We start from the raw sequence: 24,851 nt of genomic DNA, 5'->3' as shown, positions 1-24,851 counted from the left end.
ACGGTTCCCAGACAGGCATGGCGGCGGTCCCGCCGCCTTCGTCCGGGACAGAGACCGGGAAGACGCGGAACCATCCGATGGGCGGCATCCTACACCGCGAGGGGCGGCATCCTACACCGCGAGGGGCGGCATCCTACACCGCGAGGGGCGGCATCCTACACCGCGAGGGGCGGCAGTCCGACTCCCTCGCAGCCATGTCAGGAAAATGTGACGGCCACAAGGCGCATGCAAGAAAGTGGTGACCGGAAGACGCGTATGCCCGCCCGCCTCCGCCCGCATGGCTCAAGATTGCCGGCGGTGCATGGCGCGGCATCTCTTCGCTCTGCGGATCTCAGCTCTTCTGCGCCCCGGTCAGCCATTTGAAGTAGGCGTCGATGGTGCGGACCATGCCGCGGCCCAGCTTCTCGCGGTGGGCCGACTTGCTCAGCAGGCTGACGTCCTGCGGGCTCGACAGATAGCCCATCTCGACCAGCGCGGACGGCATGTCCGGCGCGGTCAGCACGGCGAAGCCGGCCTGACGGTGCGGCTTGTTGGGGATCAGCTTGACCTCGCGGCCGAGATGCTCCAGCGCCATGTTGGCGAAGCGCTTGGAGTGGTTCATCGTGTCGCGCTGGGCGAGGTCGATCAGGATCGAGGCCACCAGATCGTTCTCGGACGACAGGTCCATGCCGGCCAGCGCGTCGGCCCGGTTCTCCTTGGCGGCCAGCATCTCCGCCTCGCGGTCGGACGCCCGATCGGACAGGGTGTAGATGGACAGGCCGCGCATGTTGGCGGAGCCGATGCTGTCGGCGTGCAGCGACAGGAACAGGTCGGCGTTGGCCTCCCGCGCGATGGCGACGCGGTCGCGCAGGCGGATGAACACGTCCTTGTCGCGGGTCAGCCGCACCCGGTAGCGGCCGCTGCCCTCCAGCTGGCGCTTCAGCTCCCGCGCCATCGCCAGCGTGATGTCCTTCTCGTAGACCCCGCCGACCCCGACCGCGCCGGGATCGACGCCGCCATGGCCGGGATCGACCACGACCATCGGCTTTTCCGGCACCGGCGCCGCCCGCGGCGGGACCGGCGGCGGCAGGGCCGCGGCGACCGGCACGATGGGGTCCCGCTTCGCCGGCGGGCGCGCCGCCTCGCGGCTCACCGACGCGGTGCTGGTGGTCGCGGCGACCGGGGCGGAGGCGGCGAACTGCGCCGGGGTGGTGCGGGCGATGTCGAGGACGAAGCGCGGCTTGAAGCCGTCGCGCGACGGGATGAGGTAGGACTCGACCACGCGCGCCGGGCCGTCGGTCTCCACCACGAGGCGGGAGGCGCCGCCGTCGCGCCCCTCGAAGCGGTAGCGGGCGACCACGCCCTTGCCCGCCATCACCGTGTTGCCGCCCGGCCAGCTCACGTCCGGCAGATCGACGACGACGCGGTAGGGCGAGCCGTGCACCGACACGGTGAAGGGCACCGAGTCGGTGAGTTCCAGAACCAGCCGCGTCTTGTCGGGATGCAGGCCGAGCCGCGCGTTCAGAACGGACACCCGCTCCTGCACCGGCGGCGGAAAGGGCAGCGCCGCGGTGGTCTGGGCCTGCGCCGGGGCGCACGGCAGGGCGACCGCCCCCAGAAGGGCGCCCAGCGCAGCGACAATCGCGAGCAATCGGGGCATCCGTTCCACCAGAAACCACAAACCGGCCCAAAATCACAAGCCGGCAGCCAGTGGTCAGCTATAGCGCAGCGAAATCAAGGCGCTCAACGGTGGTTTCCGGGGGCGTGGCGGAATTGTCGGCGAGGGTGCCGTTCATGCAACAGTGCCCTGCTTCGCCCCCATCCCGGCGGAATGCCGCCGAACCGGATGCAGTGGACCGCAACTTTCGCCGAATTCCACGTTGTGCATGGTTTCGTGCTTGTCTATGGTAGCTCTGCGACATACCGCGACCCACCAGCCCACTTTTCCGAGAGGTTTCTCTTTGGAGTGGCTGTGGGCGTCGCCCGCGGACCCCCACGGCCGAAATTTACATCATCGGGCGCGGTCCGGGGCGTGACGCTTATGGGTTGCCGGTGGATTGGGACGAAACCTCGAAGCTGGTGCCGGCCGCAAGGCCGTAACCCGGAGGCCGAAGCCCGACCCGTCCTGGCTGCTTCGTCAGCGCCGTTCGACGGGTTAGGGGCCGGTTCCGCAGGCTTCGCTCACAACGATGACGCGCCCTGGCGGCTTGTCCGTCGCGCGGGCGGCCTGGGGCGTCATGGGGATCTTGTATGGCCAAGCGCATGCTGGTGGACGCCACGCACCCGGAGGAAACCCGGGTCGCCGTGGTCAATGGAAACAGACTCGAAGACCTCGACTTCGAGATTGCCTCCCGGAAGCAACTCAAGGGCAACATCTACCTTGCCAAGGTGACCCGGGTCGAGCCCTCGCTCCAGGCGGCCTTCGTGGAATATGGCGGGAACCGCCACGGCTTCCTCGCCTTCTCGGAAATCCACCCCGACTATTACCGCATCCCGATCGCCGACCGTGAGGCCCTGCTGGCCGAGGAGCGCCGGCTTGAAGAGCAGGCCGAGGCCCGCGCCGAGGCAGCCGCCGACGGCGCGGTGATGGCCGAGCCGATCCGCCCGGATGTGGTGGTCGAGGAAAACTCCCCGATGCCCGGCTCCTACGCCGACGGCGACGGGTTCGAGGGCGACATCCCGGCCTTCGCCACGGACGCCGGCTCGGATGGCGGTTCGGACGAGGCCGCGGATTCGGACGAGGCTCCGGAAGGCGCCGCTCCGGCCGAGAGCCCTGACGTCATCGGCGGGGACGAGGTCGAGGAGGCCCACCGCCGCCGCGCCCGCCCGCTGCGCAGCTACAAGATCCAGGAAGTCATCAAGCGCCGGCAGGTCATGCTGGTCCAGGTGACCAAGGAGGAGCGCGGCAACAAGGGCGCGGCGCTGACCACCTACCTGTCGCTGCCGGGCCGCTACTGCGTGCTGATGCCCAACACGGGACGCGGCGGCGGGATTTCCCGCAAGATCACCAATCCCGCCGACCGCAAGCGCCTGAAGGAGATCCTGTCCGATCTCGACATTCCGGAAGGCATGGCGGTCATCCTGCGCACCGCGGGGCTCGAGCGCTCCAAGCAGGAAATCAAGCGCGACCTCGAATATCTGCTGCGCCTGTGGGACGACATCCGCGTCCAGACGCTGAAGTCCTCCGCGCCGTGCCTCATCTATGAGGAGGCGAACCTCATCAAGCGCTCGATCCGCGATCTCTACACCGACGACATCGACGAGATCTGGGTGGAGGGCAGCGCCGGCTTCAACACCGCGCGCGACTTCATGCGCATGATGATGCCGAGCCACAGCAAGCGCGTCATGCAGTACCAGGACGACACGATCCCGCTGTTCCACCGCTATCAGGTGGAAACGCAGATCGACGCGATCCACAGCCCGGTCGTGCAGCTCCGCTCCGGCGGCTACATCGTCATCAACCCGACCGAGGCGCTGGTTTCCATCGACGTCAACTCGGGCAAGTCGACGCGCGAGCGCAACATCGAGGAAACGGCCTACAAGACCAACCTCGAAGCCGCCGACGAGGTGGCGCGCCAGCTCCGCCTGCGCGACCTCGCGGGCCTCATCGTGATCGATTTCATCGACATGGAGGAGCCACGCAACAACGCCGCGGTGGAGCGCCGCCTGAAGGAGGCGATGAAGAACGACCGGGCGCGCATCCAGCTCGGCCGCATCTCCGCCTTCGGCCTGCTGGAGCTGTCGCGCCAGCGCCTGCGCCCGTCGCTGCTGGAGACCAACTTCGAGCGCTGCCCGCACTGCTCCGGCACCGGCGTCATCCGCTCGGTGGAGTCCGCCTCGCTGCACGTTCTGCGCGCCATCGAGGAGGAGGGCATCCGCAAGCGGTCGTCGGAGATCACCGTCTTCGTGCCGACCCGCATCGCGCTCTACATCCTCAACCAGAAGCGCGGCGAGCTGACCAAGATCGAGGACCGCTACCGGTTCCGCGTCATGGTCCAAGCCGACGACACGCTGATCGCGCCGGACCTGCGGCTTGAGCGCGTGAAGGCCCGCACGCCGGAGGACGACGTGCCCCTGGTCAGCGCCGAGCGCGTCCTGGCCGAGACCGACCGCATCCTGGCCGCCGAGGCCGAGGAAGCCGAGGAGGAGGCGACCGTCGTCGAGGCCGCCGAGGTCGCCGGGGCCGAGGTGACGGAGCGCGCCGACGCCGCCGGGGAGAGCGAGGGCGACCGCCGCCGCCGCCGCCGCCGCCGCCGTGGCCGCGGGCGTGACCGCGAGGACGGCCGCGCGCCGTTCGGCGAGTCCGCCGAAGCGTCCGAAGGCGACGAGGGTGACGCCGAGGCCGATGCTGCCGACGCCGACGAGACGGCGGTCGACGAGGAGGCGATCGAGCGCGCCCAGATCGAGGCTCCGGAGTTCGTCATCAGCGACGTCGATGTCGGCCCCGCCCACATCGAGGATGACGAGGACGAGGACGCCGATCTGGCCGCCTCCGAGGCGGACGACGGTGCCGACGCGTTCGAGCCGAACGGCGATGGCGAGGGCAACGGAGAGCGCAAGAAGCGCCGCCGCGGCAAGCGCGGTGGTCGCCGGCGGTCCCGCCAGCGCGAGGGCCTGGAGGCCGGCGAGGGCATGCCCTCCGACGGCACCGAGGGCGAGGCGGACGCCGAGTCCTTCCCGACCGCCGTCGAGGCCGGCCGCGCCGTCAACCCGCCGGAACTGCCGGCGGACATGGAGCCGGTCGAGTTCGACTGGGTCCTGACCAGCGCGGTGGCCGAGGAGAAGGTCGCCGAGGACGTTCCGGAAACCACGGTGGACACCGCCGAGGACGCCACCCCGGTGGCCGAGGAGGCTCCGGCCCGCAAGCCGCGCCGTGGCCGCGCCAAGGCGACCGCCGCCGAGGCCGCCGAAGCGGTGACGGCAAAGCCGGACGCGGCCCCCGCCAAGCCGAAGCGCGCCGCGAAGGGCGCCAAGGCCGCCGCGAAGGTTGCCGCTCCGGAGGAAGCCGCTCCGCCGCCGGCCAAGCCGTCGCGCAGCCGCAAGGCGAAGTCCGTGGCCGCCGAGGCGGCGCCCGCTCCGGCCCCGGTTGCGGCTCCGGTCGCCGAGGAGCCGAAGAAGCGTCCGGCGCGCAAGCGCAAGGCCGCAGCGGACGCTCCCGCCGAGGCCGCGCCCGCTCCGGTCCCGGTTGCGGCCCCGGTCGTCGAGGAACCGAAGAAGCGCCCGGCGCGCAAGCGCAAGACCGCGGCGGACGCTCCCGCCGAGGCCGCGCCCGCTCCGGCGGTCAGCGAGGCGACCACCGCCCCGGCCGAAGAGCCGGCCAGCGCGACCCCCGCTCCGGAGGCCAAGCCGCGCCGGGGCTGGTGGAACCGCTAAGCGCGCGCTTCATCGCCGTAAAGACTGGAAAAGGCGCCTCGCGGCGCCTTTTCCTTTTCCTGAGAACCGCGAAGGGTCCCGACCATGAGCAAGGCCTTCACCCGGGAGAACGACTCCGCCGGCGACGACGACGAGGCCGACGATCCCAAACCCTTGCCCAAGGGCGTGAAGAACTACATGACGCCCGAAGGCTTCCAGCGCATGCAGGAGGAACTGCGCTCGCTGCTGCGCGTCGAGCGCCCGAAGGTGGTCGAGGTGGTGTCCTGGGCGGCCGGCAACGGCGACCGCTCGGAAAACGGCGACTACATCTACGGGAAAAAGCGCCTGCGCGAGATCGACCGGCGCATCCGCTTCCTGACCAAGCGCCTGGAATCGGCGGAGGTGGTCGACCCCACCCTTCAGAAGAACCGCGACCGCGTCTTCTTCGGCGCCGCCGTCACCTACGCGCGGGAGGACGGGACGGAGAACACCATCACCATCGTCGGCGCCGACGAGGTGGACATGGACCGCGCCCGTGTGAGCTGGATTTCGCCCATTGCCCGCGCCCTGCTGAAGGCACAGGAGGGCGACGTGGTCGACCTGCGCACCCCCGCCGGGCTTGAGCAGATCGAGGTCGTCGCCATCCGCTATCCGGGCGACGCGGCGTAAGGAAGGCTGGGGCTACAGAAGCCCCAGTTCCTCCAGTTCGGCGCGCAGGCCGGCGGCGCCGGAGAAACGGTGCGCCGTCATGCCGATGGTGCGGGCGGCCTCGACGTTGGCCGGGCTGTCGTCGATGAAACAACAATCCGCAGCTCGCAGACCGTAGCGGTCCAGCAGGAGCTGGAAGATCGCCGGATCCGGCTTCACCAGCCTCTCGTCGCCGGACACGATGATCCCGTCGAAGACGTTCAGGAAATCGAAGCGCTTGCGGGTCAGTGCCAGCTTCTCCGACGAGAAGTTGGTGATGGAGTAGAGCGGCGTCCCGCGCTGCTTCAGCTCCATCAGGATCTCCGGCGTCCCGGCCATGGGGCCGGGCACCATCTCCTCCCACCGCTCGTGGTAGGCGCGGATCAATTCCCGGCAGTCGGGGAACTCGGCGGCCAGCGTGGCGACCGCCTCGTCCCACGGGCGGCCACGGTCCTGCTCCAGGTTCCAGGCGGGGGTGCAGACGGTGTCGAGGAAGTCCTCCATCAGGTCCTCGTACCCGTCGAACAGTTCGCGGTAGAGATGCCGCGGGTCCCATTCGATGAGCACCTGCCCAATGTCGAAGACGACGGTGGTCGGCTTGGTCATCGTCAATTCCCGTCCCGGCCTCAGCCCTTGCGGGCCGCGGCGACGAGGTCCTTCATCTGGTCCAGCTTGATCGCGCCGGGGACCAGCTCGTCGCCGATGACGAAGGCCGGGGTGCCGCGGATGCCCAGCTCCTCGGCCAGCGCCTGGTTGGCGGCGATGACCTTCAGCACCTCGGGGCTGTTCATGTCCTTCTTCAGCTTATCGGTGTCCAGCCCGACCGACTTGGCCAGCCGCTGGATCACGTCGTCGTCGAGCTGGCCGCGATGGGCCATCAGGGCGTTGTGGAATTCCAGATACTTGCCCTGCCCGCGCGACGCCAAGGCCGCCTTGGCCGCGGTCAGCGAGGCCGGGCTGAGGATCGGGAACTCCTTGAAGACGAAGCGCAGCTTGCCGTCGTCCTTGATCAGGCGCTCGGTGTCGGCCTGCACGGCCTTGCAGTAGCCGCACTGGTAGTCGAAGAACTCGACCACCGTCACGTCGCCCTTCGGGTTGCCGGCGACCGGATCGGCGGGGTTCTGGAACAGCGCCGCCTTGTTTTCGGCCAGCGCCGTCTTGGCCTTCTGCTCCTCGGCCATCTTCTGGCGCTTCTGGAGCGAGTCCACAGCCTCCAGGATGATCTCCGGGTTCTTCAGGATGTAGTCGCGCACGACCTCCTCGACGGCCTTGCGCTGCGCGTCGTCCATCGGGCTCTGCGCCTGGAGGGCGGGGGCCAGCAGCCCCGTCGGAAGGGCCAGCGCGGCGGCGAGCGCCAGGGCGGCGGGGCGGAAGCGGGTCATGTCGAACTCTCTCGTGGGGAGCCAAAACGGCGCGAATCGGGGCGATACTGTGAACCGGGATGGCGGGGTCAGGCAAGACGGCTGTGCGCCACCCGAAGGGAGGAAACTCACTTGCCGCCCGCCTGCCCGCGGATGTCCTGGGCACGCAGCCAGCCGGGAGAGCCGGCGGGCAGCAGCTTCTCCGCCCGCTCCGCCTGGAAGCGGGCCATCGGCTTGTCGCCGCGGGCGAAGGCCTCCTCGGCGGTGGCGTAGGCGACCATGCCGGCGTTGCCCTTCATGCTCCAGGCCTGGGCCGTCAGCCGCCACAGGAAGGCGGACTGGGCCTGCGTCTTGGACGCCAACTGAAGGTTGCGCAACGCCTCGTCGGCCAGCCGGCTGTCGTTCTGTTCCATCAGGGAGTGGGCCAGCGAGACGCGGATGCTGCCGGCGTCCGGCTCCAGCTCGATCGCCTTGCGGTAGGGGGCGGCGGCGTCCACCGCCCGCCCATTCTGCAGCATCAGGTCGCCCTTCATCTCGTAGAGGAAGGCGTTCTTCGGTTCCTGCGCGATCAGACCGTCGACCAGCGGCAGGGCCTGCCGGATCTCGCCGCGCCGGAAATAGGCGTAGGCCCGGCCGTAGCGCGCCACGAAGGACGGATCGTCCGCCTTGTAGCGGCGCAGCGCCCCGTTGGGGTCGAGATAGGCGTAGAGCTTGGCCTGGATGCGGTGGAACTCCTCGTTCCATTGCGCCGGCACTGGCTTCCTGCCCACGCGCGACCGCTCCACGAAATTGCGCACCGTCTCGATGCGCTCGCGGGTCAGCGGGTGGGTGCGGCGGTAGCCGGCGTCGCGGTCGACCAGCAGCGGGTCGTCGGCGGCGCCCAGCTTCTCCAGGAAAGTGACCAGCCCCTCCGCCGAGATGCCGGACTGCTCCATGTAGGACAGGCCCGCCTGGTCGGCCGAGGACTCCTGGCTGCGCGAGAAGGACAGGAAGTTGCGCTCCGCCAGATGCTGGCCCAGCATGACGCCCGCCGCACCGGCCCCGGCGTTGCCCGCGGCGATGCCGCCGACGATGCCGATGCCCATGCCGATCAGCGAGGACAGGAAGGCGTTCTCCATCGCCTCCGACCCGCGGACCAGATGGCCGCCGGCGATGTGGCCGGTCTCGTGGGCGATCACCCCGATGAGCTGCCCGGCGTCCTCCAGCCCCAGCAGCAGGCCGGTGTGCAGGAAGATGTTCTGCCCGCCGGCGACGAAGGCGTTCATCGTGTTGTCGTTGACCAGAACGATGTTCACGGCGTCCGGATCGATGCCGGCGGCCTGGAAGATTGGCCGCGCCATGTCGCGGATGATATGTTCCGTCTCGGCGTCGCTCAGGAATTGCATCTCCTGGCGCCGCTGCGCGCCCGCGGGCGGCGACCACGACAGAACCATCACGGCAAACATGGCGATGACCGAAACCAGCCTGCTGGGCTTGCGCACCGTTACTTCCTCCGCACACCGGGGCACCGGGCAGCCGGTCAAGATGCCGGTCCGGGCGCCCCATTCCACCCGCCGAATCTGGCAAGGGTTGGGCACGATTGCCATAGCCGCATCGCTGGTCGGGGGATGCGTCAACACGAAATACCGCACGGGCGCCCCGGCCCAGAGCTTCGTCGCGGCCGACGAGCCACGCGCGGCGGAGATCGGGCGCGACATCATCGCCCTGGGTGGCAAGGCCGGCGACGCCGCCACCGCCATGGCGATGGCGATGGCCGTCACCCTGCCCTCGCGCGTCGGAATGACCGGCGGCGGCGTCTGCGTGGTGTTCGACGCGGCGAAGAAGGAAACCCGCACGCTCGACTTCCTGCCCCGGCCCGCTGGCGCCGGCGGCGGCGCCCTGCCCGGCTTCCTGCGCGGCGTCTACGCGCTCCAGGCCTCCACCGGGGCGATGCGCTGGGAGCAGGCGGTGGTCCCGGCCGAGCAGCTCGCCCGCTCGACCCCGGTCAGCCGGGCTCTGGCGCGCGACCTCGCCGACTCCGCGTCCCGCCTGTCCGCCGACCCGGAGGCCCGCCGGGTCTTCCTGCCGACCGGCGCGCCGCTGGCCGAGGGCGCGGCGCTGAGCCAGCCGGAGCTGGCCGCCACTCTGTCGCAGGTGCGGCGCAGCGGCATCGCCGCGATGTACGGCGGGCCGCTGGGCGGTGCGGTGGCGCAGACCGCCGCCATCGATCCCGCCGCGGTCCGCGGCTTCCAGCCGCGCTGGACCGGCACCGCGGCGATCCCGCTGGGCATCGTGTCGATGCATTTCGCCCAGTTGCCCGAGACCAACAACGGCAACACCCTGACCGCCGCCTGGAACGCCGCCGCCAACCTGCCCTCAGACCAGCGCGCCGCCCGCGTCGCCCAGGCGCTGGGCGCCACCGGCAGCGGCGCCTCAGCACCCGGCGCCGGCCTCGTGGTGATCGACCATGAGGAAAACGGGGTCGCCTGCTCCTTCACCATGGGGGCGCCCTTCGGCAACGGCCGCATGGTGCCGGGCACCGGCCTGCTGGCCGCCCGCGGGGTGGACGGTGCCGGCTTCGGGGCGCCCGGCCTGCTCACCAACGCCATCGTCGGCCGCACCCAATTCGCCGGGGCGGCCAGCGCCGCCGGCAACGATGGCCCCGCCGCCGCGTCCGCCGCTCTGCTGACCGCCGCCCTGCCCGCCGCGCTCGACAAGGAGCCGGGCGCCGCCATCCGCGTCAGCCGCGCCGCGACCGGGCCGGGCCGGGCCACCTTCGTCACCTGCCAGACCTCGATGGAGAGTGGCTGGAAGGAATGCCAGATCGCCGCCGACCCGCGCGCCCACGCCCTGGGCATCCTGGTCGAAACCGAGCGTTGATGTTCAAAAGTCTGGAATCATGAACAAAGCACCCAAAGTCTCCAAACGGGGCGCCATCCCGCCCTTCTTCGTCATGGAAGTGATGCGCGCCGCCGCCGAGCGCGAAGCCGCCGGCCTTGAGGTCCTGCACATGGAGGTCGGGCAGCCCTCGACCGGCGCGCCGAAGGGCGTGCTGGAGGCCGCCCACCGCATGCTCGACGCCGACGTGCTGGGCTACACCGGGGCGCTGGGCATCCCGGCGCTGCGCGCCGCCATCGCCGGCTGGTACCGCGACCGTTACGGGATCGACGTTCCGGAGCGGCGCGTGGTGGTCACCACCGGCTCCTCGGGCGCCTTCCAGCTCGGCTTCCTGGCGGCCTTCGATCCGGGCGACCGGGTGGCCATGGCCTCGCCCAGCTACCCGGCCTACCGCCACACCCTGACCGCCATCGGGGTCGAGCCGGTGGAACTGCCGACCGGGCCGGAGCACCGCTTCCAGCCGACCATCGAGCTTCTGGAACAGCTCGACCCGCCCATCCAGGGGTTGATCGTCGCCAGCCCGGCCAACCCGACCGGCACGATGCTGAGCCGCGAGGAGCTGACCGCGCTTGCCGCCTGGTGCGACGCCAAGGGCGTGCGCCTTGTCTCCGACGAGATCTACCACGGCCTGACCTACGGGCCGGAGGCCGTCACCGCCGCCGAGGTCAGCGAGAGCGCGCTGGTGGTGAACAGCTTCTCCAAATACTTCTCGATGACCGGCTGGCGACTCGGCTGGATGATCGTTCCGGACGACCTGATCCGCTCGGTCGAATGCCTCGCCCAGAACCTATTCATCTCGGCCCCCAGCCTGTCGCAGGCCGCCGCGGTCGCCGCCTTCAGCTGCACGGAAGAGCTGGACGGCCACGTCGCCCGCTACGCCCGCAACCGCGAGCTTCTGCTGAGGGAGCTGCCGAAGGCCGGCTTCGACAAGCTGGCTCCGGCCGACGGCGCCTTCTACATCTACGCCGACGTGACGGAGATGACCGACGACAGCGAGGCCTTCTGCAAGCGCATCCTGGCCGAGACGGGCATCGCCTGCACCCCCGGCGTCGACTTCGACCCGGCCCGCGGCCTCCGCTTCGTGCGCTTCAGCTTCGCCGGCTCGGAGGAGACCATCGCCGAGGCGGCACGGCGGCTGATCGCGTGGCGCTCCTGAGATCGCGGAACGCACGGGGCCCGCTGCCGTCCTGGCCGGGCCCCACCCGACCGCCCTTCCCCTTCACACCGGCTCTCTGAGCAACGTCCTTCGGGTGTTCAAGGGGTGCGACAAACGCCGACCGGCCGATCCAGAAGCATCGTGGCGCGTGCGTTTCCCATCCCGGAACGAACATCGTGCAACGACGGGACGAAGGATCAGCCATGTCGGACAAGCTCAATCAATCGACCTCGAAGACCCAGGGCGACAGCAAGTCCACCAACCAGCAGCTCAGCAACCAGCTTTCCTCGGAGTTCCTCCGTCAGATGGAGCTCGACCGCGAATGGTCGCATGGCGACGAGCTGAACAACGCCGGTTCGCCCGTGCTCGAGGCGGCCATCAAGGCCGGCGTGAACGTCGTCCTGGAAAAAATCAAAGAGGCGACAAAGAAGTAAGAGACGCGGCCGAGGAAACTGCCAAGCGGCTTTCTTGACAGCGTCGTGGAGGCCGGGCGTGAACCAACACGTCCGGTCTCCACCCCATCGGCCTCAGTAGGCGTACTCTTTGAACACCGGGTCCACACTGCCGCCCCAGGGGCCGTTGAACTTCGCCAGAAGCTCGTCGGCGGGCGTCTGGCCGGACTCGGCGATGTCGAGCAGCGTGTTCAGGAAATGCGCCTCGTCGTCGCCCCAGTTGTCGTTGCGGGCGCGGCGGGACAGGCCGCCGCGGGCGATCTCCAGAACCTCCAGAGCGACCTCCCGCACCGTGCGACCGCGGAAGGGCGTGCGCAGGGCGTGGCGCGGCACCTCGGCGCGCAGGTGGGCGCGCTCCTCCGTCGTCCAGTCCTTCACCAGATCCCAGGCGGCGTCCAGCGCCTGGCCGTCGTAGAGCAGCCCGACCCACAGGGCCGGCAGGGCGCACAGGCGGCGCCACGGGCCGCCGTCGGCGCCGCGCATCTCCAGATACTTCTTCAGACGCACCTCGGGGAAGGAGGTGGTCATGTGGTCGGCCCAGTCGGTGATCAGCGGCACCTCGCCCGGCAGCGCCGGCAGCCGACCCTGCATGAAGTCGCGGAAGGACTGGCCGGAGGCGTCGATGTACGTGCCGTCGCGATAGACGAAGTACATCGGCACGTCGAGCAGGTAGTCCACGTACCGCTCGAACCCGAAGCCGTCCTCGAACACGAAGGGCAGGTCGCCGGTGCGGTCGGGGTCGGTGTCGGTCCAGATGTGGCTGCGGAAGCTCTGGAAGCCGTTCGGCCTGCCCTCGGTGAAGGGCGAGTTGGCGAACAGCGCCGTGGCGATGGGCTGAAGCGCCAGGCTGACCCGGAACTTCTTCACCATGTCGGCTTCCGACGCGAAGTCCAGGTTCACCTGCACGGTGCAGGTGCGCATCATCATGTCCAGGCCGAGAGTGCCGCGCTTGGGCATGTAGTCGCCCATGATCTTGTAGCGGCCCTTGGGCATCCAGGGGATCTCGTCGCGCCGCCATTTCGGCTGGAAGCCGAGGCCCATCATGGCGATGCCCAGTTCGCCCCCGATCTCCTTCACCTGATCGAGGTGGCGGTGCACCTCGGCGCAGGTCTGATGCAGGGTCTCCAGCGGGGCGCCGGACAGTTCCACCTGCCCGCCCGGCTCCAGCGTGATGTTCGCCATGCCCTGGGTCAGGGCGATCAGATTGCCCTTCTCCTCCACCGGGTCCCAGCCGAAACGCTGCAGGCGGGTCAGCAGTTCGCCGATCCCGTCCGGCCCCTCGTAGGGCAGCGGCCGGTGGTCGGAGACGCGGTAGGCGAATTTCTCGTGTTCGGTCCCGATGCGCCACTGGTCGGCGGGCTTGTTGCCGGATTCCAGATAGGCCGCCAGTTGGCGGCGGTCGGTGATCGGTTCACCACGCGTCTGCGGAGGTGCGGACATGGAAGCTCCCGCTTTCAAAAAGTCTGAATTGGCCAACGAGTCAAACGGCCCGCCTCGGAACAGCGGCGCGTCGAGCGGCCCTTACTCCCCGACGGTGGGGTCGGCCGGCGCGCGGAAGGGCGGTCGGGTGTCGCCGCCATCCGCCGTCCAGTCCCCCGCAAGGGCCTGCCAGCAGGCGAGCGCCGCGACCACCGCCGTGTCGGCCCGGAGAATGCGGGGCCCCAGGCCAACGGGAACAACAAAGGGGAGTTTGCAAATTTCGTCAAGTTCGGACTGCGCAAAGCCGCCCTCCGGCCCGATCAGGAAGGCGGCGGGGCCGCGCGGGCGGTCGCGGACGGCCTCCGCGATGGGGCGTACGTTCCCGGCTTCGGCGCACAGGTACAGCGTACGTTCCACCGGCCAGCCGGCCAGCGCCTTGTCCAGCGGCAGCGGGTCGGCCATCTCCGGCACGGTCAGCCGCTCCGACTGCTCGGCGGCCTCGATGGCGTTGGCGCGCAGCCGGTCGGTGTTGACGCGGTTGGGGTCGGTGCGGCGGGTGAAGACCGGCCACAGGCGCGACACGCCCAGTTCGCTGGCCTTCTCCGCAACGAAATCGATGCGCCCGCGCTTGATCGGGGCGAACAGCAGCCAGAGGTCCGGCCCGGCCGCCTGGAGACGCCGCTGCACCGTCACGGTGAGCGAGCACCAGCCCTTCCCGAAACCGTCGATGGCGGCCAGCCATTCGCCGTCGCGCCCGTTGAAGACGGCCACGACGTCGCCCTTGTCGAGGCGCAGGACATGACGCAGGAAATGCGCCCGCTCGGGGTCGAGCCCCACCGCCTGCCCCTCGCCGAGGGGGCTGTCCACATAGAGGCGGGTCTTCGGTTGGTTTGCCATGGCGCGAGGTCTCCGGTCTGCGGCGCCGACTATAGCGATAACGCTCCGGGGCGGAAACGGCCCAGCCTTGCGGGGACCCACCCCCGCCGCTACCTTGCCCCCGGCTTCCTCCACTTCTTTTCCCGAGTCCGCCATGACCAGCCCCGCCTCCCCCGCTCCCGGCGAGTTCACCGACATCCGGCGCGGCGACTGGATCGACCGCTTCGCCCCGGCGGCGGTCCGGCCCTATCTGCGGCTGGCGCGGCTGGACCGGCCCATCGGCACGTGGCTTTTGCTGTTTCCCGGCTGGTGGAGCATCGCGCTGGCCGGTGCCGGACCGCTGCCCGACCTCTGGCTGATGGCTTTGTTCGCGGTCGGCGCCGTGGTGATGCGCGGGGCCGGCTGCACGGTGAACGACATCCTCGACCGCGACTTCGACGCGATGGTGGAGCGCACGCGGACCCGGCCGATCCCCTCCGGGCAGGTGTCGGTGAAGCAGGCACTGGCCTTCCTCGCCGTCCAGCTCCTGATCGGGCTGGCGGTGCTGGTGCAATTCAACCCGCTCACCATCGGGCTGGGCGTGCTGTCGCTGGTGCTGGTCTTCACCTACCCCCTGATGAAGCGCATCACTTGGTGGCCGCAGGCCTTCCTGGGGCTGACCTTCAACTGGGGCGCCCTGATGGGCTGGACCGCGGTGCGCGGCGAGCTGGAATGGCCGGCGCTGGCGCTGTACGCCGCGGGCATCGTCTGGACGCTGGGCTACGACACCATCTACGCCCACCAGGACAAGGAGGACGACGCGCGAATCGGCGTGAAGTCCACCGCCCTGCGGCTGGGCGACCAGAGCAAGATCTGGATCTACGGCTTCTACACGCTGACCTTCGTGGGGATCGGCATCGCCGGGCGTCTGGCCGGCCTGGGCGGGCTGTTCCTGCCGCTGCTCTCGCTGGCCGCGCTGCAGCTGTCCTGGCAGGTGGCGACCTGGAACCCCGACGATCAGACGGACTGCCTGACGAAGTTCAAGTCGAACCGCTGGTTCGGCTGGCTGGTGCTGGCGGCCTTCCTGGCCGGGAAACTCTGAGGCGGGGGAGACGTTAACGCGTCAGTTCGGCGACGGTGCTGTCGACGGAACCCGGCTTGCGCGGCGGCAGGACCGCGCGGATGCCGTCGATGGAGGCCACCATCTCGACGCCCTTCTGCTCGGCCGGCTGGGTCGGCTTACGGGCCGGCAGCACGGCGGTCACCACCGGCTGAGCCATCTTGGCGGCCGTGCCCTTGCCGGAGAGGGAGAGCGACGCGGTCAGAACCTGCGGCTTGCGGCCCGGAACGGCAACGGCGCGGCCCTTGAGGGAGGCTTCCATCAGGCGCGGCCCGGCGGCGGGCTTGGGCGCGGCGCGGCCCTGCGGGGCGACGGCGAAGGTGCTGCCGATGCCGGCGCCGCGGGAGTCGGCCTGACGGATTTCCGCCTCCTCGCCGTCGGGCAGGATGAAGCCGTAGGTCGTGTAGACACGCAGGCCGAGCTGGTCCGACGGCTCGTGCCAGACGCGGACGGCCGTCCAGTCGTTGCGCGGCGACACGTCGACCACGCGCATGTTGCGGCGCAGGCCGCGGCCGTCGAGCCAGGAGTGATCGACCTCGATGGTGCGGCGGTCGATGATGTGGCTGACCAGGGAGACGTGGCCGCGGCCGAGCCGCTGCGACCGCTTGAAGACGAGGACGGAGCCGAGCGCCGGGCGCTTGTCGCGCTCATATTGCTCGGCGGCGGTGCTCCACCACGTCCAGGCATCGCCCCGGATCTCGAAATCCGATATGGAACGCAGCGTGCGGACGCAATCGCCGTCCTGGGCCTGGGCTTTGGATATGGTGAACGGGCTGAGAGCGATGAACGCCGCGAACGATGCGCAGAGTGCAATCCCTTTCGACCTCATATCAGCCCCATGCCCTTTGTTTTTCTCCTTTCGAACGGGTAACACGGGACAGCAGGTGTGTCTACTCCGTTTGAATTATGTAACCAAAACCGGTTGTGGATAGATCATCCACGCCCGCGCAGCCCCCGCCGGGAGTCCAGTTATGAACAACTTTTCTCAAATCGACTTCATCCGTTCCAACACGGTCGTAACACGGACTCCTTTGCTGCCTGAGATCGCCCTGCATCTGGCGACGGAAATCACGCCGCTGTGGGAAGCTACCGAGGATTCTTTGAAAGAGTCCAATGTACCGCCGCCCTATTGGGCCTTTGCTTGGCCGGGCGGTCAGGCGGTGGCGCGGCTCGTCCTCGACCGGCCGGAGCTGGTGGCGGGCAAGTCGGTGCTGGATTTCGCCGCCGGCACCGGGCTGGTCGGCATCGCCGCGAAGATGGCCGGGGCGGCCCGCGTGCAGTCCTGCGACATCGACCGCTTCGCCCTGTCCGCCATCGCCCTGAACGCCGAGTCCAACGGGGTCGACGTGAAGGCGGTCAGCGCCGATCTGGTGGACCGCCCCCTGCCCGGCATCGACGTCGTTCTGGCCGGCGACGTCTGCTACGAGAAGCCGATGGCCGACCGGGTGACCGCTTGGCTGCGCGCAATCGCCGCAACCGGCACGCTGGTCCTGCTGGGCGATCCGGGCCGCGCCTATGTCCCGCTCAGCGGAATCGAGCGGGTCGCGCAGTACAGCGTTCCGACCTCCCTGGAGTTGGAGGACCGCGAGATGCGCGAAACGGTGATCTGGCGGCTGCTGCCGGAGGCCTGACGCATGACCGTCACCGCGACCGCGCCGCGCAAGGGCGCAACCCGGATGGCCGACATCCCGCCGGAGGTGCTCGCCGACCTGAACGCCGGCCGGCGCGAGACCGCCACGCTGGCCGAGTCGCTGGCCATCGACTTCGCCGCCCTGCTCATCGCCGCCGTGCCGGAGGCCGCGGGCGCCGTGTCCTTCAACCCGAAGGAGGGCGTGACCCGCCGCATGGCGGCGGCGGGGAGCGCGGCCGTCGAGTGCCTGGGCATCGGGGCCGTGGAGCGGCTGGCCACCCACCCCTCCGACACGGTGCGCGGCTGGGCCTGCTACGCGCTGGCGGCGGCCCCCGGCCTGACTCTGGCGGAGCGGCTGGAGCGCGTCCGCCCGCTCGCCGACGACCCGCATTTCGGCGTGCGCGAATGGGCGTGGCTGGCCCTGCGCCCCCACATCGCCGCCGCCATCGACGAGGCGCTGGCCCTCCTCACGCCGTGGACCGCCGAACCGTCGGAGCGGCTGCGCCGCTTCGCCAGCGAGGCCACCCGCCCGCGCGGCGTCTGGTGCGCCCACATCGGCGCGCTGAAGACCGACCCGGCGCGCGGGTTGCCGGTGCTCGACCCGCTGCGGGCGGACGACGCGCGCTACGTCCAGGATTCGGTCGCCAACTGGCTGAACGACGCGGCCAAGAGCCAGCCCGGCTGGGTGCAGGCGCTGTGCGCCCGCTGGGAAACGGACAGCCCCGACCCGGACGCCACCCGCCGCATCGTCCGCCGCGCCCTGCGCCGTGTGAAGGAACCCGCGTGAGGCGGCACCTCCCCCCTTGACGCGGCGCCCTCCAGGCCGATGCTAGGCGCCCTCTCCCGATCCGCCCCCATCGCATCCGAACGGACCCTCGACCATGCCCTACACCTCGTTGCGCGACTTCATCGACCGGCTGGAGAAGGCCGGGCGGCTGGTGGTGGTCCGGGAGCCGGTGTCCACGGCGCTGGAGATGACCGAGATCCAGACCCGCCTGCTCGCCGAAGGCGGCCCGGCGGTGCTGTTCGAGAACGTCATCAAGGCCGACGGCACCCGCTCGGAAATGCCGGTGCTGGTCAACCTGTTCGGCACGGTGGAGCGCGTCGCCTGGGGCATGGACCGTGAGCCGCACGAGCTGCGCGGCGTCGGCGAGACGCTGGCCTTCCTGAAGCAGCCGGAGCCGCCGGGCGGCTTCCGCGAGGCGATGGAGCTGATCCCGCTCGCCAAGACCGTGCTGTCGATGAAGCCGAAGACGGTCGGCTCCGCCCCCTGCCAGGAGGTGGTGCTGACCGGCGACCAGATCGACCTCGGCCGCCTGCCGGTGCAGAGCTGCTGGCCGGGCGAGCCGGCCCCCCTCATCACTTGGCCGCTGGTCGTCACCAAGGGGCCTACGGGTAAGCGCGAGGACGACTTCAACCTCGGCATCTACCGGATGCAGGTGCTGGGGAAGAACAAGACGATCATGCGCTGGCTGAAGCACCGCGGCGGCGCGCAGCACCATCACCGCTGGCAGGCCAGCGGAAAGCGCGAGCCGCTGCCCTGCGCGGTGGTCCTCGGCGCCGATCCCGGCACCATCCTGGCCGCCGTCACGCCGGTGCCGGACACGCTGTCGGAATACCAGTTCGCCGGGCTGCTGCGCGGCAAGAAGGTCGAGCTGGTGGATTGCAAGACCGTGCCGCTGAAGGTGCCCGCCCAGGCCGAGATCATCCTGGAAGGCCATGTCAGCCTGGACGAATACGCCGACGAGGGGCCCTACGGCGACCACACCGGCTATTACAACTCGGTCGAGCCCTTCCCGGTCTTCACCGTCACGGCGATGACCATGCGGCGCAACCCGATCTACCTCTCCACCTTCACCGGCCGCCCGCCCGACGAACCGTCGGTGCTGGGCGAGGCGCTGAACGAGGTCTTCATCCCCCTGCTGACCCAGCAATTCCCGGAAATCGTGGATTTCTGGCTGCCGCCCGAGGGCTGCTCCTACCGGATCGCCGTGGTCAGCATGAAGAAGGCCTATCCCGGCCACGCCAAGCGCGTGATGATGGGCGTCTGGTCCTTCCTGCGCCAGTTCATGTACACGAAATGGGTGATCGTCGTGGACGACGACATCGACGCGCGGAACTGGAAGGACGTGATGTGGGCGATGAGCACCCGCATGGACCCCGCCCGCGACATCACCGTGATCGAGGGCACCCCCATCGACTATCTGGACTTCGCCAGCCCCGAGTCGGGCCTGGGCGGCAAGGTCGGCCTGGACGCCACCAACAAGTGGCCGCCGGAGACCAAGCGCGAATGGGGCCAGAAGATCCGCATGGACCAGGGCGTGGTCGACGAGGTGTCGCGCAAATGGGCGTCCTACGGTCTTCCGGGCAGCGGGACCCCGATCTGGAAGTGAGGCGTTAAGGGACGTCCCGCGCCTTCCAAGGAGTCCGCCATGCCCAGCGAGATCGCCCGCCCCATCGCCCAACCCATCGCCACCGTGCGTCTGGTCTTCCGCGACGGCGGCGAGACCGCCGGAGACCTGTCGGTGGCGGAGCGGGTGGGAGACACCCTGTTCGTGGCGTCGGACGAGGGGGCGCGGGTCGTCCGCATGATGGCCGAGGAGGGCGGCACCCTCTACCGTGAGGACGCCGTCTTTCCCCTGGCGGACGTCTTCACCCTGCCGGTGACGGAGCCGGGCGAGGACGAGGCGGACATCGAAGGCATGGCCATCGCCGGCGGCTGGCTGTGGGTCACCGGCTCGCACGCGCTGGCCCGCAAGAAGCCGGAGCGCGACGAGAACGGCACCGAGATGGCGCTGGAACGGCTGACCGAGGTGCGCTGCGACCCCAACCGCTTCCTGCTCGGCCGCATCCCGCTGGTCAGCGAGGCGGACGGGCGCCTCACCCCGGTGCGCCGCGACGGCACGCGGGTGGCCGGCTGCCTGAAGTTCCGCAAGGGCGGCAACGCGCTGACCAAGGCGCTGGCGGAGGACGAGCATCTGGCCCGCTTCATCGCGGTGCCCGCCAAGGAGAACGGCTTCGACGTGGAGGGCATGGCCGCCCACGGCGACCGGGTCTGGCTGGGGCTGCGCGGTCCGGTGCTGCGTGGCTGGGCCTGCATCCTGGAACTGGCGGTGGAGGATCACCCGGACGTCGAGGAGCGCCTGCGGCTGCGCCCCATCGGGCCGAACGGCGAGAAGTACCGCAAGCATTTCGTCGATCTGGACGGGCTGGGCATCCGCGAACTGACCCTCGACGGCGAGGATCTGGTCATCCTGGCCGGGCCGACCATGGACCTCGACGGTCCCGTCGCCGTGTGGCGCTGGACCGACGCCCTGTCGATCACCCACGAGACCGTCATCCCGCGCGACCGGCTGGTTCCTCTGCTGAACCTCCCCTACGGCAAGGGCGACGACCACGCGGAGGGCATCGCCTGCGTCCGCCGCGACGGCGCCCCGCCCGCCCTTCTGGTGGTCTATGACAGCCCGTCCAAGGCGCGCCGGCACGGTGCCGGCACCACCGCCGACCTGTTCGCCCTGCCCTCCCGCTACGATCCGGCCAACGCCTTCCGGGCGTGAGAGATCGTTCTTTCTGAAGCAACAATCAGTACATGATTAAGCGGATTATCCCGATCCCGGACGTCGCTATTCTTGTCCTCAGACGACAACGGCCCCGACGCGGGGCACCACGCTGAGACAAGGAGACCACGCCATGAACGCCGACACCGCCGCCATCGACACCCGCACCGCCCCCTACGCCGCCTTCCTGCTGCGCGTCAGCCTGGGCCTTCTGTTCATCGCCCACGGCCTGATCCTGAAGGTCTTCACCTTCGGCATCGCCGGCACGGTCGGCTACTTCGAGAGCCTCGGCTACCCCGGCCTCTTCGCCTATCTGGTCATCCTCGGCGAGATCGGCGGCGGCCTGCTGCTGGTGGCCGGCGTCTTCACCCGTTGGATTTCGCTGGCCCTGCTGCCGATCCTGATCGGCGCGACGCTCCAGCACACCGGCAACGGCTGGGTCTTCTCGGCCCAGGGCGGCGGCTGGGAGTTCCCGGTGTTCTGGACGGTGCTGCTCGGCGTGCAGGCCCTGCTGGGCGACGGCGCCTTCGCCCTGAAGCTGCCGACCGCCGGCCGCGACACCCTTCAGAGCCGGCTGGCCTGACCCTGAAGTGAGCATGACGAGCGGCGCGCGGGCGGGCACCAGCCCCCCGCGCGCCGCCGCTTTTGCGCGGCGGGCAATCCGGACCTGAGGCGATATGCCCCTTCTTCTTCTTCTCCGGGCTCCCATTTGCTAGACAAGCCGGAGACCTAGCGGAGACCGTAATGCCCGTTTCGACCACCTCGCAGCCCGACGTTCTGAACCTGCTGGACGATCTGATCCGCAAGGCGAAGGGCGCCGGGGCCGACTCCGCCGACGCCGTGCTGTTCGACAGCGCCTCCCTGTCGCTGAGCCAGCGTTTCGGCAAGACGGAAAAGCTGGAGCGGTCCGAGTCGGGCGACCTGGGGCTGCGCGTCTTCATCGGCAAGCGGCAGGCCATTGTCTCCTCCACCGACCGCAGCGCCAAGGCGCTGGACGAGCTGGTGGAGCGCGCCGTCGCCATGGCCCGCGTGGTGCCGGAGGACCCCTTCTGCGGCCTCGCCGATCCGGAGCAGATCTACACCACGCTGCCCGACCTCGACGTGTGCGACCCGTCGGAGCCGTCGGCGGAACTGCTGATCGAACGCGCCCGCATCGCCGAGGAGGCCGCGCTGGCGGTCGAGGGCGTCACCAACTCCGAAGGCGCCGACGCCGGGTGGAGCCGCTCCACCATTGCCATCGCCGCGTCCAACGGCTTCACCGGCAGTTACGGGGTGTCGCGGCAGTCGCTGTCGGCCTCGGTGCTCGCCGGGACGGGCACGGGGATGGAGCGCGACTACGATTACGACAGCAAGGTCTACGGTTCCGACCTGCGCGACCCGGCGTCGATCGGGCGCGAGGCCGGCGAGCGGGCCATCCGCCGCCTGAACCCGCGCCGGGTCAAAAGCTGCAAGGTGCCGGTGGTGTTCGACCCACGCGTCTCCCGCGGGCTGCTCGGCCATCTGACTGGCTCGATCAGCGGGCCGAGCATCGCGCGGGGCACCAGCTTCCTCAAGGACAAGATGGGCCAGCGCATCTTCGCCGCCGGCATCACCATCGTCGACGACCCGCATGTGAAGCGCGGCCTGCGCTCCCGCCCCTTCGACGCGGAGGGCGTCGCCACCACCCGCCGCAACCTGATCGAGGACGGGCACCTGACCACCTGGCTGCTCGACCTGCGCTCGGCCCGGCAGCTCGGCCTGTCGACGACCGGTCACGCGGCGCGCGGCACCTCCGGCCCGCCGGGTCCGGCCCCGGCCAACGTTTACATGGCCCCGGGCGCCAAGAGCCGCGAGGAGCTGCTGGCCGAAATTCCCAACGGCTTCTACGTGACGGAGCTGATGGGGACGGGCGTCAACGGGGTGACCGGCGACTACAGCCGGGGTGCCGCTGGTTACTGGATCGAGAACGGCCAGATCGCCTATCCGGTCACCGAACTGACCATCGCCGGCAACCTGAAGGAGATGTTCCTGAACCTGGAGCCGGCCAGCGACCTGGAACTGCGCTTCGGCATGGACGCCCCGACCATCCGCATCGACGGGCTGACCATCGCCGGCCTCTGACCGCGACGGGCGAGGCGCCGCAGGGCGCCTCCGTTCCTGTCAGCGGCCCCCCCTGTTAACGAACCACGCCGCGGACGATGTCGGCGATGGTGCCGTGCACGGCGTCGAGGATCAGCATGTCCGCGCCGGCCAGGATGCATTCCCAGCCGTTCATGCACACCGGCACCCGCTGGCGCAGCTCGACCGGCGCCATTTTCTTGGCGATGCCCGGCGGCAGCGGCTGGCCGCGCGCCAGCTTCTTCGCGATCCCCGGCGGCAGGGCCGTCGTTCCGACCGGATGGGCGACGAAATAGTCGCGGATGATCGTCGCCTCGCCGCGCGACACCGCGCCGCGGGAACCACGCGGCGTCTCGCCCTGCGCCTTGCCGTGCCCTCCACCAGGACCGCCGCCATGGCCCCCACCGTGGCCTGCACCGGGACCGCCGGCCCAGTCGGGCTTGTCCGCCAGCGCCGGGCTTGCAACGGACAGCATCGCCAGAAGCGCCAGCGCGGCGCGCCCGCTCCGGAGCCGCATCCCATCCCCATTCATGATCCGCATTCCCTTGCCGGCCGACGGTGAGCCGCAAGCGTATCCCGCCCGCGGCCCTACCTCCATCGGATTAGCCGCTGGCGCCGCCGCCGGCCTGTGGCAAGAACGGGATATCAGACCGTCACGCTCATCGGACCACCGGCGCCGCGCACCGACAGGTTGGCCAGGAAGTCGCGGAACAGCGACAGGCTCTTCAGATCGGACACATAGCCGGTGCCCTCCCCGCCCATCGCCTTTCCACCGACGCTCTTCATCACGTCGGCGGCCTTCGCGTCCTGGGCCTCCAGCGCGTCCTTCAACACGGAAGCAAGCGCGCCGCCGTTGCCCAGACGCTCCATCGGCGCGCCGGTCTCCTTCGTCGTCTTCTCGTAGCTGTACTGCAGCGCGGCGCGCTGGACCGACCAGTTGACCGACTCCTTCTCCTCCTGGCTGGCCTCGTCGAGGAACTTCACCCCGGCGCGGTAGGCGGCGGCCTTGTCGGTGCCGAGAAGGTCGGCGCCGTCCATCGCCTGCTTCTGCTGGCGGGCCATGATCGACTGAGCCGCCTCCTGCTCGTTCTTGGAGAAGGTCCCGTCCTTGTTGCTGGCGATGGCGTAGAGGCTGCGCCGCTCGAAGCCGCCGAACAGACGTTCCACGTCCTTTCCGGACGGGTCCGCGTAGTTCACCCCCTTGCCTTCCTTCGCCATGGCCGTGTAGGTGGCGTCCAGCGAGTCGCGGGCGTCCTGGATGACCTTCGCGAATCCCTGGAGCCCCGGGGTCTGGCCGGTGGTCAGCACCGTGGCGGGCGGCGGCGGCAGACCGGCGGCCTCCGCCTCCGCCTTGGCGGATGGCTCATACTCTTCGGGAAGCGGCTGGCTCTTGTCGACCTTGCCGCGCCCGACGCCGGGGATGTTCACGTCCGCAGCGTACTCCGCGAGGCCATTGGCGTAGAGCGTCGCCTTGAAGCCCAGATCATACATGAGCTTGGCGGCGGCCTTTCCCTTCTCATTGTCCGGCCCCAGCAGCCCGCCTTCCCCGCCTTCCACTTCACCCGCGAAATCGAGTTTTTCGAACTCGTCCTCCCCCTTGTCCCGCATGTTCACAAAGGTCTTGCCATCGACTTTCAACAGGTCGCCGCCGGTGGCCTCCTGCAACTCCCGCTCGATGTCCGCCGTCTCCGCCTTGAAGCGGTCATTGGCCGGAGCCATCGCCGCCTGGAACGCCGCGGCGTCCTGATCCTTCTCGAAGGCGGCGTAGGCCGCAGTCCGCGCCTCGTTGAAGGCCGACATGGCCTTGTCCATGCGCTCCGTCTTGGTGTTGAAGGCCTTGCTGGCCAACGCCGACTTTTCCGCCCAGGCCTTGTCCTCCTCGTCCTGGGGCCGCTCGTTCACGTAGCGGTCCTTCACGGCGTTGGTCGCCATCTGACGCAGCCCCAGCGCCACGTCCTTCTCGGTCATCTTGCCGGACTTGACGAAGTCCTCCAGCATCGCGCGGCCCTTGGAGCCGATGGACGCGAAGACCTTGCCCGCCACGCCGGTCAGCGACTTGGCCAGCCCGCTGAGTTCCACGCTGTCCTCGCCCTTCAGGGCGGCCAAGGCCGCGGAACCCGCGGAGGAACCGGCGTCGGAGGCCGATTTCCAGCTTCCCTCCGCCTCGGCGGCGGAGCCGGCGGGCTTCCATTTGGTGGCGGTCGCGGTGGCGCTGGCCGTGGTGGCCGAAAACAGGGCGTTGATCGACGTGGACATGACTTCCCCCTTGCGGTCCCGCCCGGCCTGCCCGGCCTGCCCGGCCTGCCCGG

The 24,851-nt window shown here is 69.8% G+C and carries 21 protein-coding genes; 12 read left to right on the top strand and 9 right to left on the bottom strand.

Features of this window, described 5'->3' with window-relative positions:
* Positions 1–331: 331 nt before the first annotated feature.
* Entirely contained in the window at positions 332–1,639 is a 1,308-nt protein-coding gene (locus FBZ83_RS06565) for an N-acetylmuramoyl-L-alanine amidase (protein ID WP_247888172.1), read from the bottom strand.
* A gap of 590 nt (positions 1,640–2,229) precedes the next feature.
* Here FBZ83_RS06565 and FBZ83_RS06560 point away from each other — a divergent pair.
* On the top strand, positions 2,230–5,352 hold the full coding sequence (locus tag FBZ83_RS06560) for an Rne/Rng family ribonuclease (RefSeq protein WP_145681580.1): 3,123 nt from the start codon (positions 2,230–2,232) through the stop codon (positions 5,350–5,352).
* 84 nt (positions 5,353–5,436) lie between these two features.
* Entirely contained in the window at positions 5,437–6,000 is a 564-nt protein-coding gene (greB, locus tag FBZ83_RS06555; RefSeq protein ID WP_145681579.1) for a transcription elongation factor GreB, read from the top strand.
* Positions 6,001–6,012: 12 nt separating this feature from the next.
* Here the strand turns inward: greB and FBZ83_RS06550 are convergent, their stop codons facing one another.
* From FBZ83_RS06550 to FBZ83_RS06540, 3 genes are all read right to left on the bottom strand, one after another.
* A complete protein-coding gene (locus FBZ83_RS06550) occupies positions 6,013–6,624 on the bottom strand; it encodes an HAD family hydrolase (RefSeq protein WP_145681578.1) in 612 nt (203 codons plus the stop codon).
* A 20-nt stretch (positions 6,625–6,644) separates the two neighbouring features.
* A complete protein-coding gene (locus FBZ83_RS06545) occupies positions 6,645–7,400 on the bottom strand; it encodes a DsbA family protein (RefSeq protein WP_137139051.1) in 756 nt (251 codons plus the stop codon).
* A gap of 107 nt (positions 7,401–7,507) precedes the next feature.
* Positions 7,508–8,860: a M48 family metalloprotease gene (locus FBZ83_RS06540; RefSeq protein WP_247883079.1), complete on the bottom strand. Its 1,353-nt coding sequence runs from the start codon at positions 8,858–8,860 to the stop codon at positions 7,508–7,510.
* On the opposite strand from FBZ83_RS06540, the gene FBZ83_RS06535 reads away from it, so the two are divergent.
* The 3 genes from FBZ83_RS06535 to FBZ83_RS06525 all read left to right on the top strand — a co-directional run bounded on the left by FBZ83_RS06535 (position 8,829) and on the right by FBZ83_RS06525 (position 11,846).
* On the top strand, positions 8,829–10,238 hold the full coding sequence (locus FBZ83_RS06535) for a gamma-glutamyltransferase (protein WP_247888171.1): 1,410 nt from the start codon (positions 8,829–8,831) through the stop codon (positions 10,236–10,238). The two genes, FBZ83_RS06540 and FBZ83_RS06535, sit on opposite strands and share 32 nt — an antisense overlap.
* 19 nt (positions 10,239–10,257) lie before the next feature.
* Positions 10,258–11,412, top strand: a complete 1,155-nt coding sequence (locus tag FBZ83_RS06530) for a pyridoxal phosphate-dependent aminotransferase (protein ID WP_145681577.1) — start codon at positions 10,258–10,260, stop codon at positions 11,410–11,412.
* Positions 11,413–11,615: 203 nt separating this feature from the next.
* The gene (locus FBZ83_RS06525) at positions 11,616–11,846 is read left to right on the top strand and encodes a hypothetical protein (RefSeq protein ID WP_145681576.1); all 231 of its coding nucleotides are present in this window, start codon (positions 11,616–11,618) and stop codon (positions 11,844–11,846) included.
* Positions 11,847–11,939: 93 nt separating this feature from the next.
* Here the strand turns inward: FBZ83_RS06525 and FBZ83_RS06520 are convergent, their stop codons facing one another.
* Positions 11,940–13,304: a glutamate--cysteine ligase gene (locus tag FBZ83_RS06520; RefSeq protein ID WP_145681575.1), complete on the bottom strand. Its 1,365-nt coding sequence runs from the start codon at positions 13,302–13,304 to the stop codon at positions 11,940–11,942.
* A gap of 81 nt (positions 13,305–13,385) precedes the next feature.
* The gene (locus tag FBZ83_RS06515; RefSeq protein ID WP_145681574.1) at positions 13,386–14,180 is read right to left on the bottom strand and encodes a 16S rRNA (uracil(1498)-N(3))-methyltransferase; all 795 of its coding nucleotides are present in this window, start codon (positions 14,178–14,180) and stop codon (positions 13,386–13,388) included.
* Positions 14,181–14,313: 133 nt separating this feature from the next.
* On the opposite strand from FBZ83_RS06515, the gene ubiA reads away from it, so the two are divergent.
* Positions 14,314–15,240 carry a 4-hydroxybenzoate octaprenyltransferase gene (gene ubiA, locus FBZ83_RS06510; RefSeq protein ID WP_145681573.1) on the top strand — a complete coding sequence of 309 codons (927 nt, stop codon included), beginning with the start codon at positions 14,314–14,316 and terminating at the stop codon, positions 15,238–15,240.
* Positions 15,241–15,253: 13 nt separating this feature from the next.
* On the opposite strand, the gene FBZ83_RS06505 is transcribed toward ubiA, so the two are convergent.
* Positions 15,254–16,087: a CHAP domain-containing protein gene (locus FBZ83_RS06505; RefSeq protein ID WP_145681572.1), complete on the bottom strand. Its 834-nt coding sequence runs from the start codon at positions 16,085–16,087 to the stop codon at positions 15,254–15,256.
* A gap of 142 nt (positions 16,088–16,229) precedes the next feature.
* Between FBZ83_RS06505 and FBZ83_RS06500 the strand changes: the two genes are divergently transcribed.
* The 6 genes from FBZ83_RS06500 (at position 16,230) to FBZ83_RS06475 (ending at position 22,545) form a co-directional block, all read left to right on the top strand.
* On the top strand, positions 16,230–16,889 hold the full coding sequence (locus tag FBZ83_RS06500; RefSeq protein WP_137103333.1) for a class I SAM-dependent methyltransferase: 660 nt from the start codon (positions 16,230–16,232) through the stop codon (positions 16,887–16,889).
* 3 nt (positions 16,890–16,892) lie between these two features.
* Positions 16,893–17,675 carry a HEAT repeat domain-containing protein gene (locus FBZ83_RS06495; protein ID WP_145681571.1) on the top strand — a complete coding sequence of 261 codons (783 nt, stop codon included), beginning with the start codon at positions 16,893–16,895 and terminating at the stop codon, positions 17,673–17,675.
* A gap of 94 nt (positions 17,676–17,769) precedes the next feature.
* Entirely contained in the window at positions 17,770–19,281 is a 1,512-nt protein-coding gene (locus FBZ83_RS06490) for a UbiD family decarboxylase (RefSeq protein WP_114859023.1), read from the top strand.
* 39 nt (positions 19,282–19,320) lie between these two features.
* The gene (locus FBZ83_RS06485) at positions 19,321–20,445 is read left to right on the top strand and encodes a DUF3616 domain-containing protein (protein ID WP_145681570.1); all 1,125 of its coding nucleotides are present in this window, start codon (positions 19,321–19,323) and stop codon (positions 20,443–20,445) included.
* 133 nt (positions 20,446–20,578) lie between these two features.
* Complete coding sequence (locus FBZ83_RS06480; protein ID WP_145681569.1) at positions 20,579–21,028, top strand: DoxX family protein; 450 nt, start codon at positions 20,579–20,581, stop codon at positions 21,026–21,028.
* Between the two features lie 161 nt (positions 21,029–21,189).
* Positions 21,190–22,545 carry a TldD/PmbA family protein gene (locus FBZ83_RS06475; protein WP_145681568.1) on the top strand — a complete coding sequence of 452 codons (1,356 nt, stop codon included), beginning with the start codon at positions 21,190–21,192 and terminating at the stop codon, positions 22,543–22,545.
* Between the two features lie 55 nt (positions 22,546–22,600).
* Here the strand turns inward: FBZ83_RS06475 and FBZ83_RS06470 are convergent, their stop codons facing one another.
* Positions 22,601–23,059, bottom strand: a complete 459-nt coding sequence (locus FBZ83_RS06470; RefSeq protein WP_200477551.1) for an anti-virulence regulator CigR family protein — start codon at positions 23,057–23,059, stop codon at positions 22,601–22,603.
* 128 nt (positions 23,060–23,187) lie between these two features.
* The gene (locus FBZ83_RS31360) at positions 23,188–24,798 is read right to left on the bottom strand and encodes a hypothetical protein (protein ID WP_186465990.1); all 1,611 of its coding nucleotides are present in this window, start codon (positions 24,796–24,798) and stop codon (positions 23,188–23,190) included.
* Positions 24,799–24,851: the final 53 nt, after the last annotated feature.

The organism is Azospirillum brasilense (genome assembly GCF_007827815.1).
GTDB lineage: Bacteria > Pseudomonadota > Alphaproteobacteria > Azospirillales > Azospirillaceae > Azospirillum > Azospirillum brasilense_C.
The sequence above is the reverse complement of the archived record's forward strand: the minus strand, read 5'-3'. Positions and strand labels throughout refer to the sequence as shown.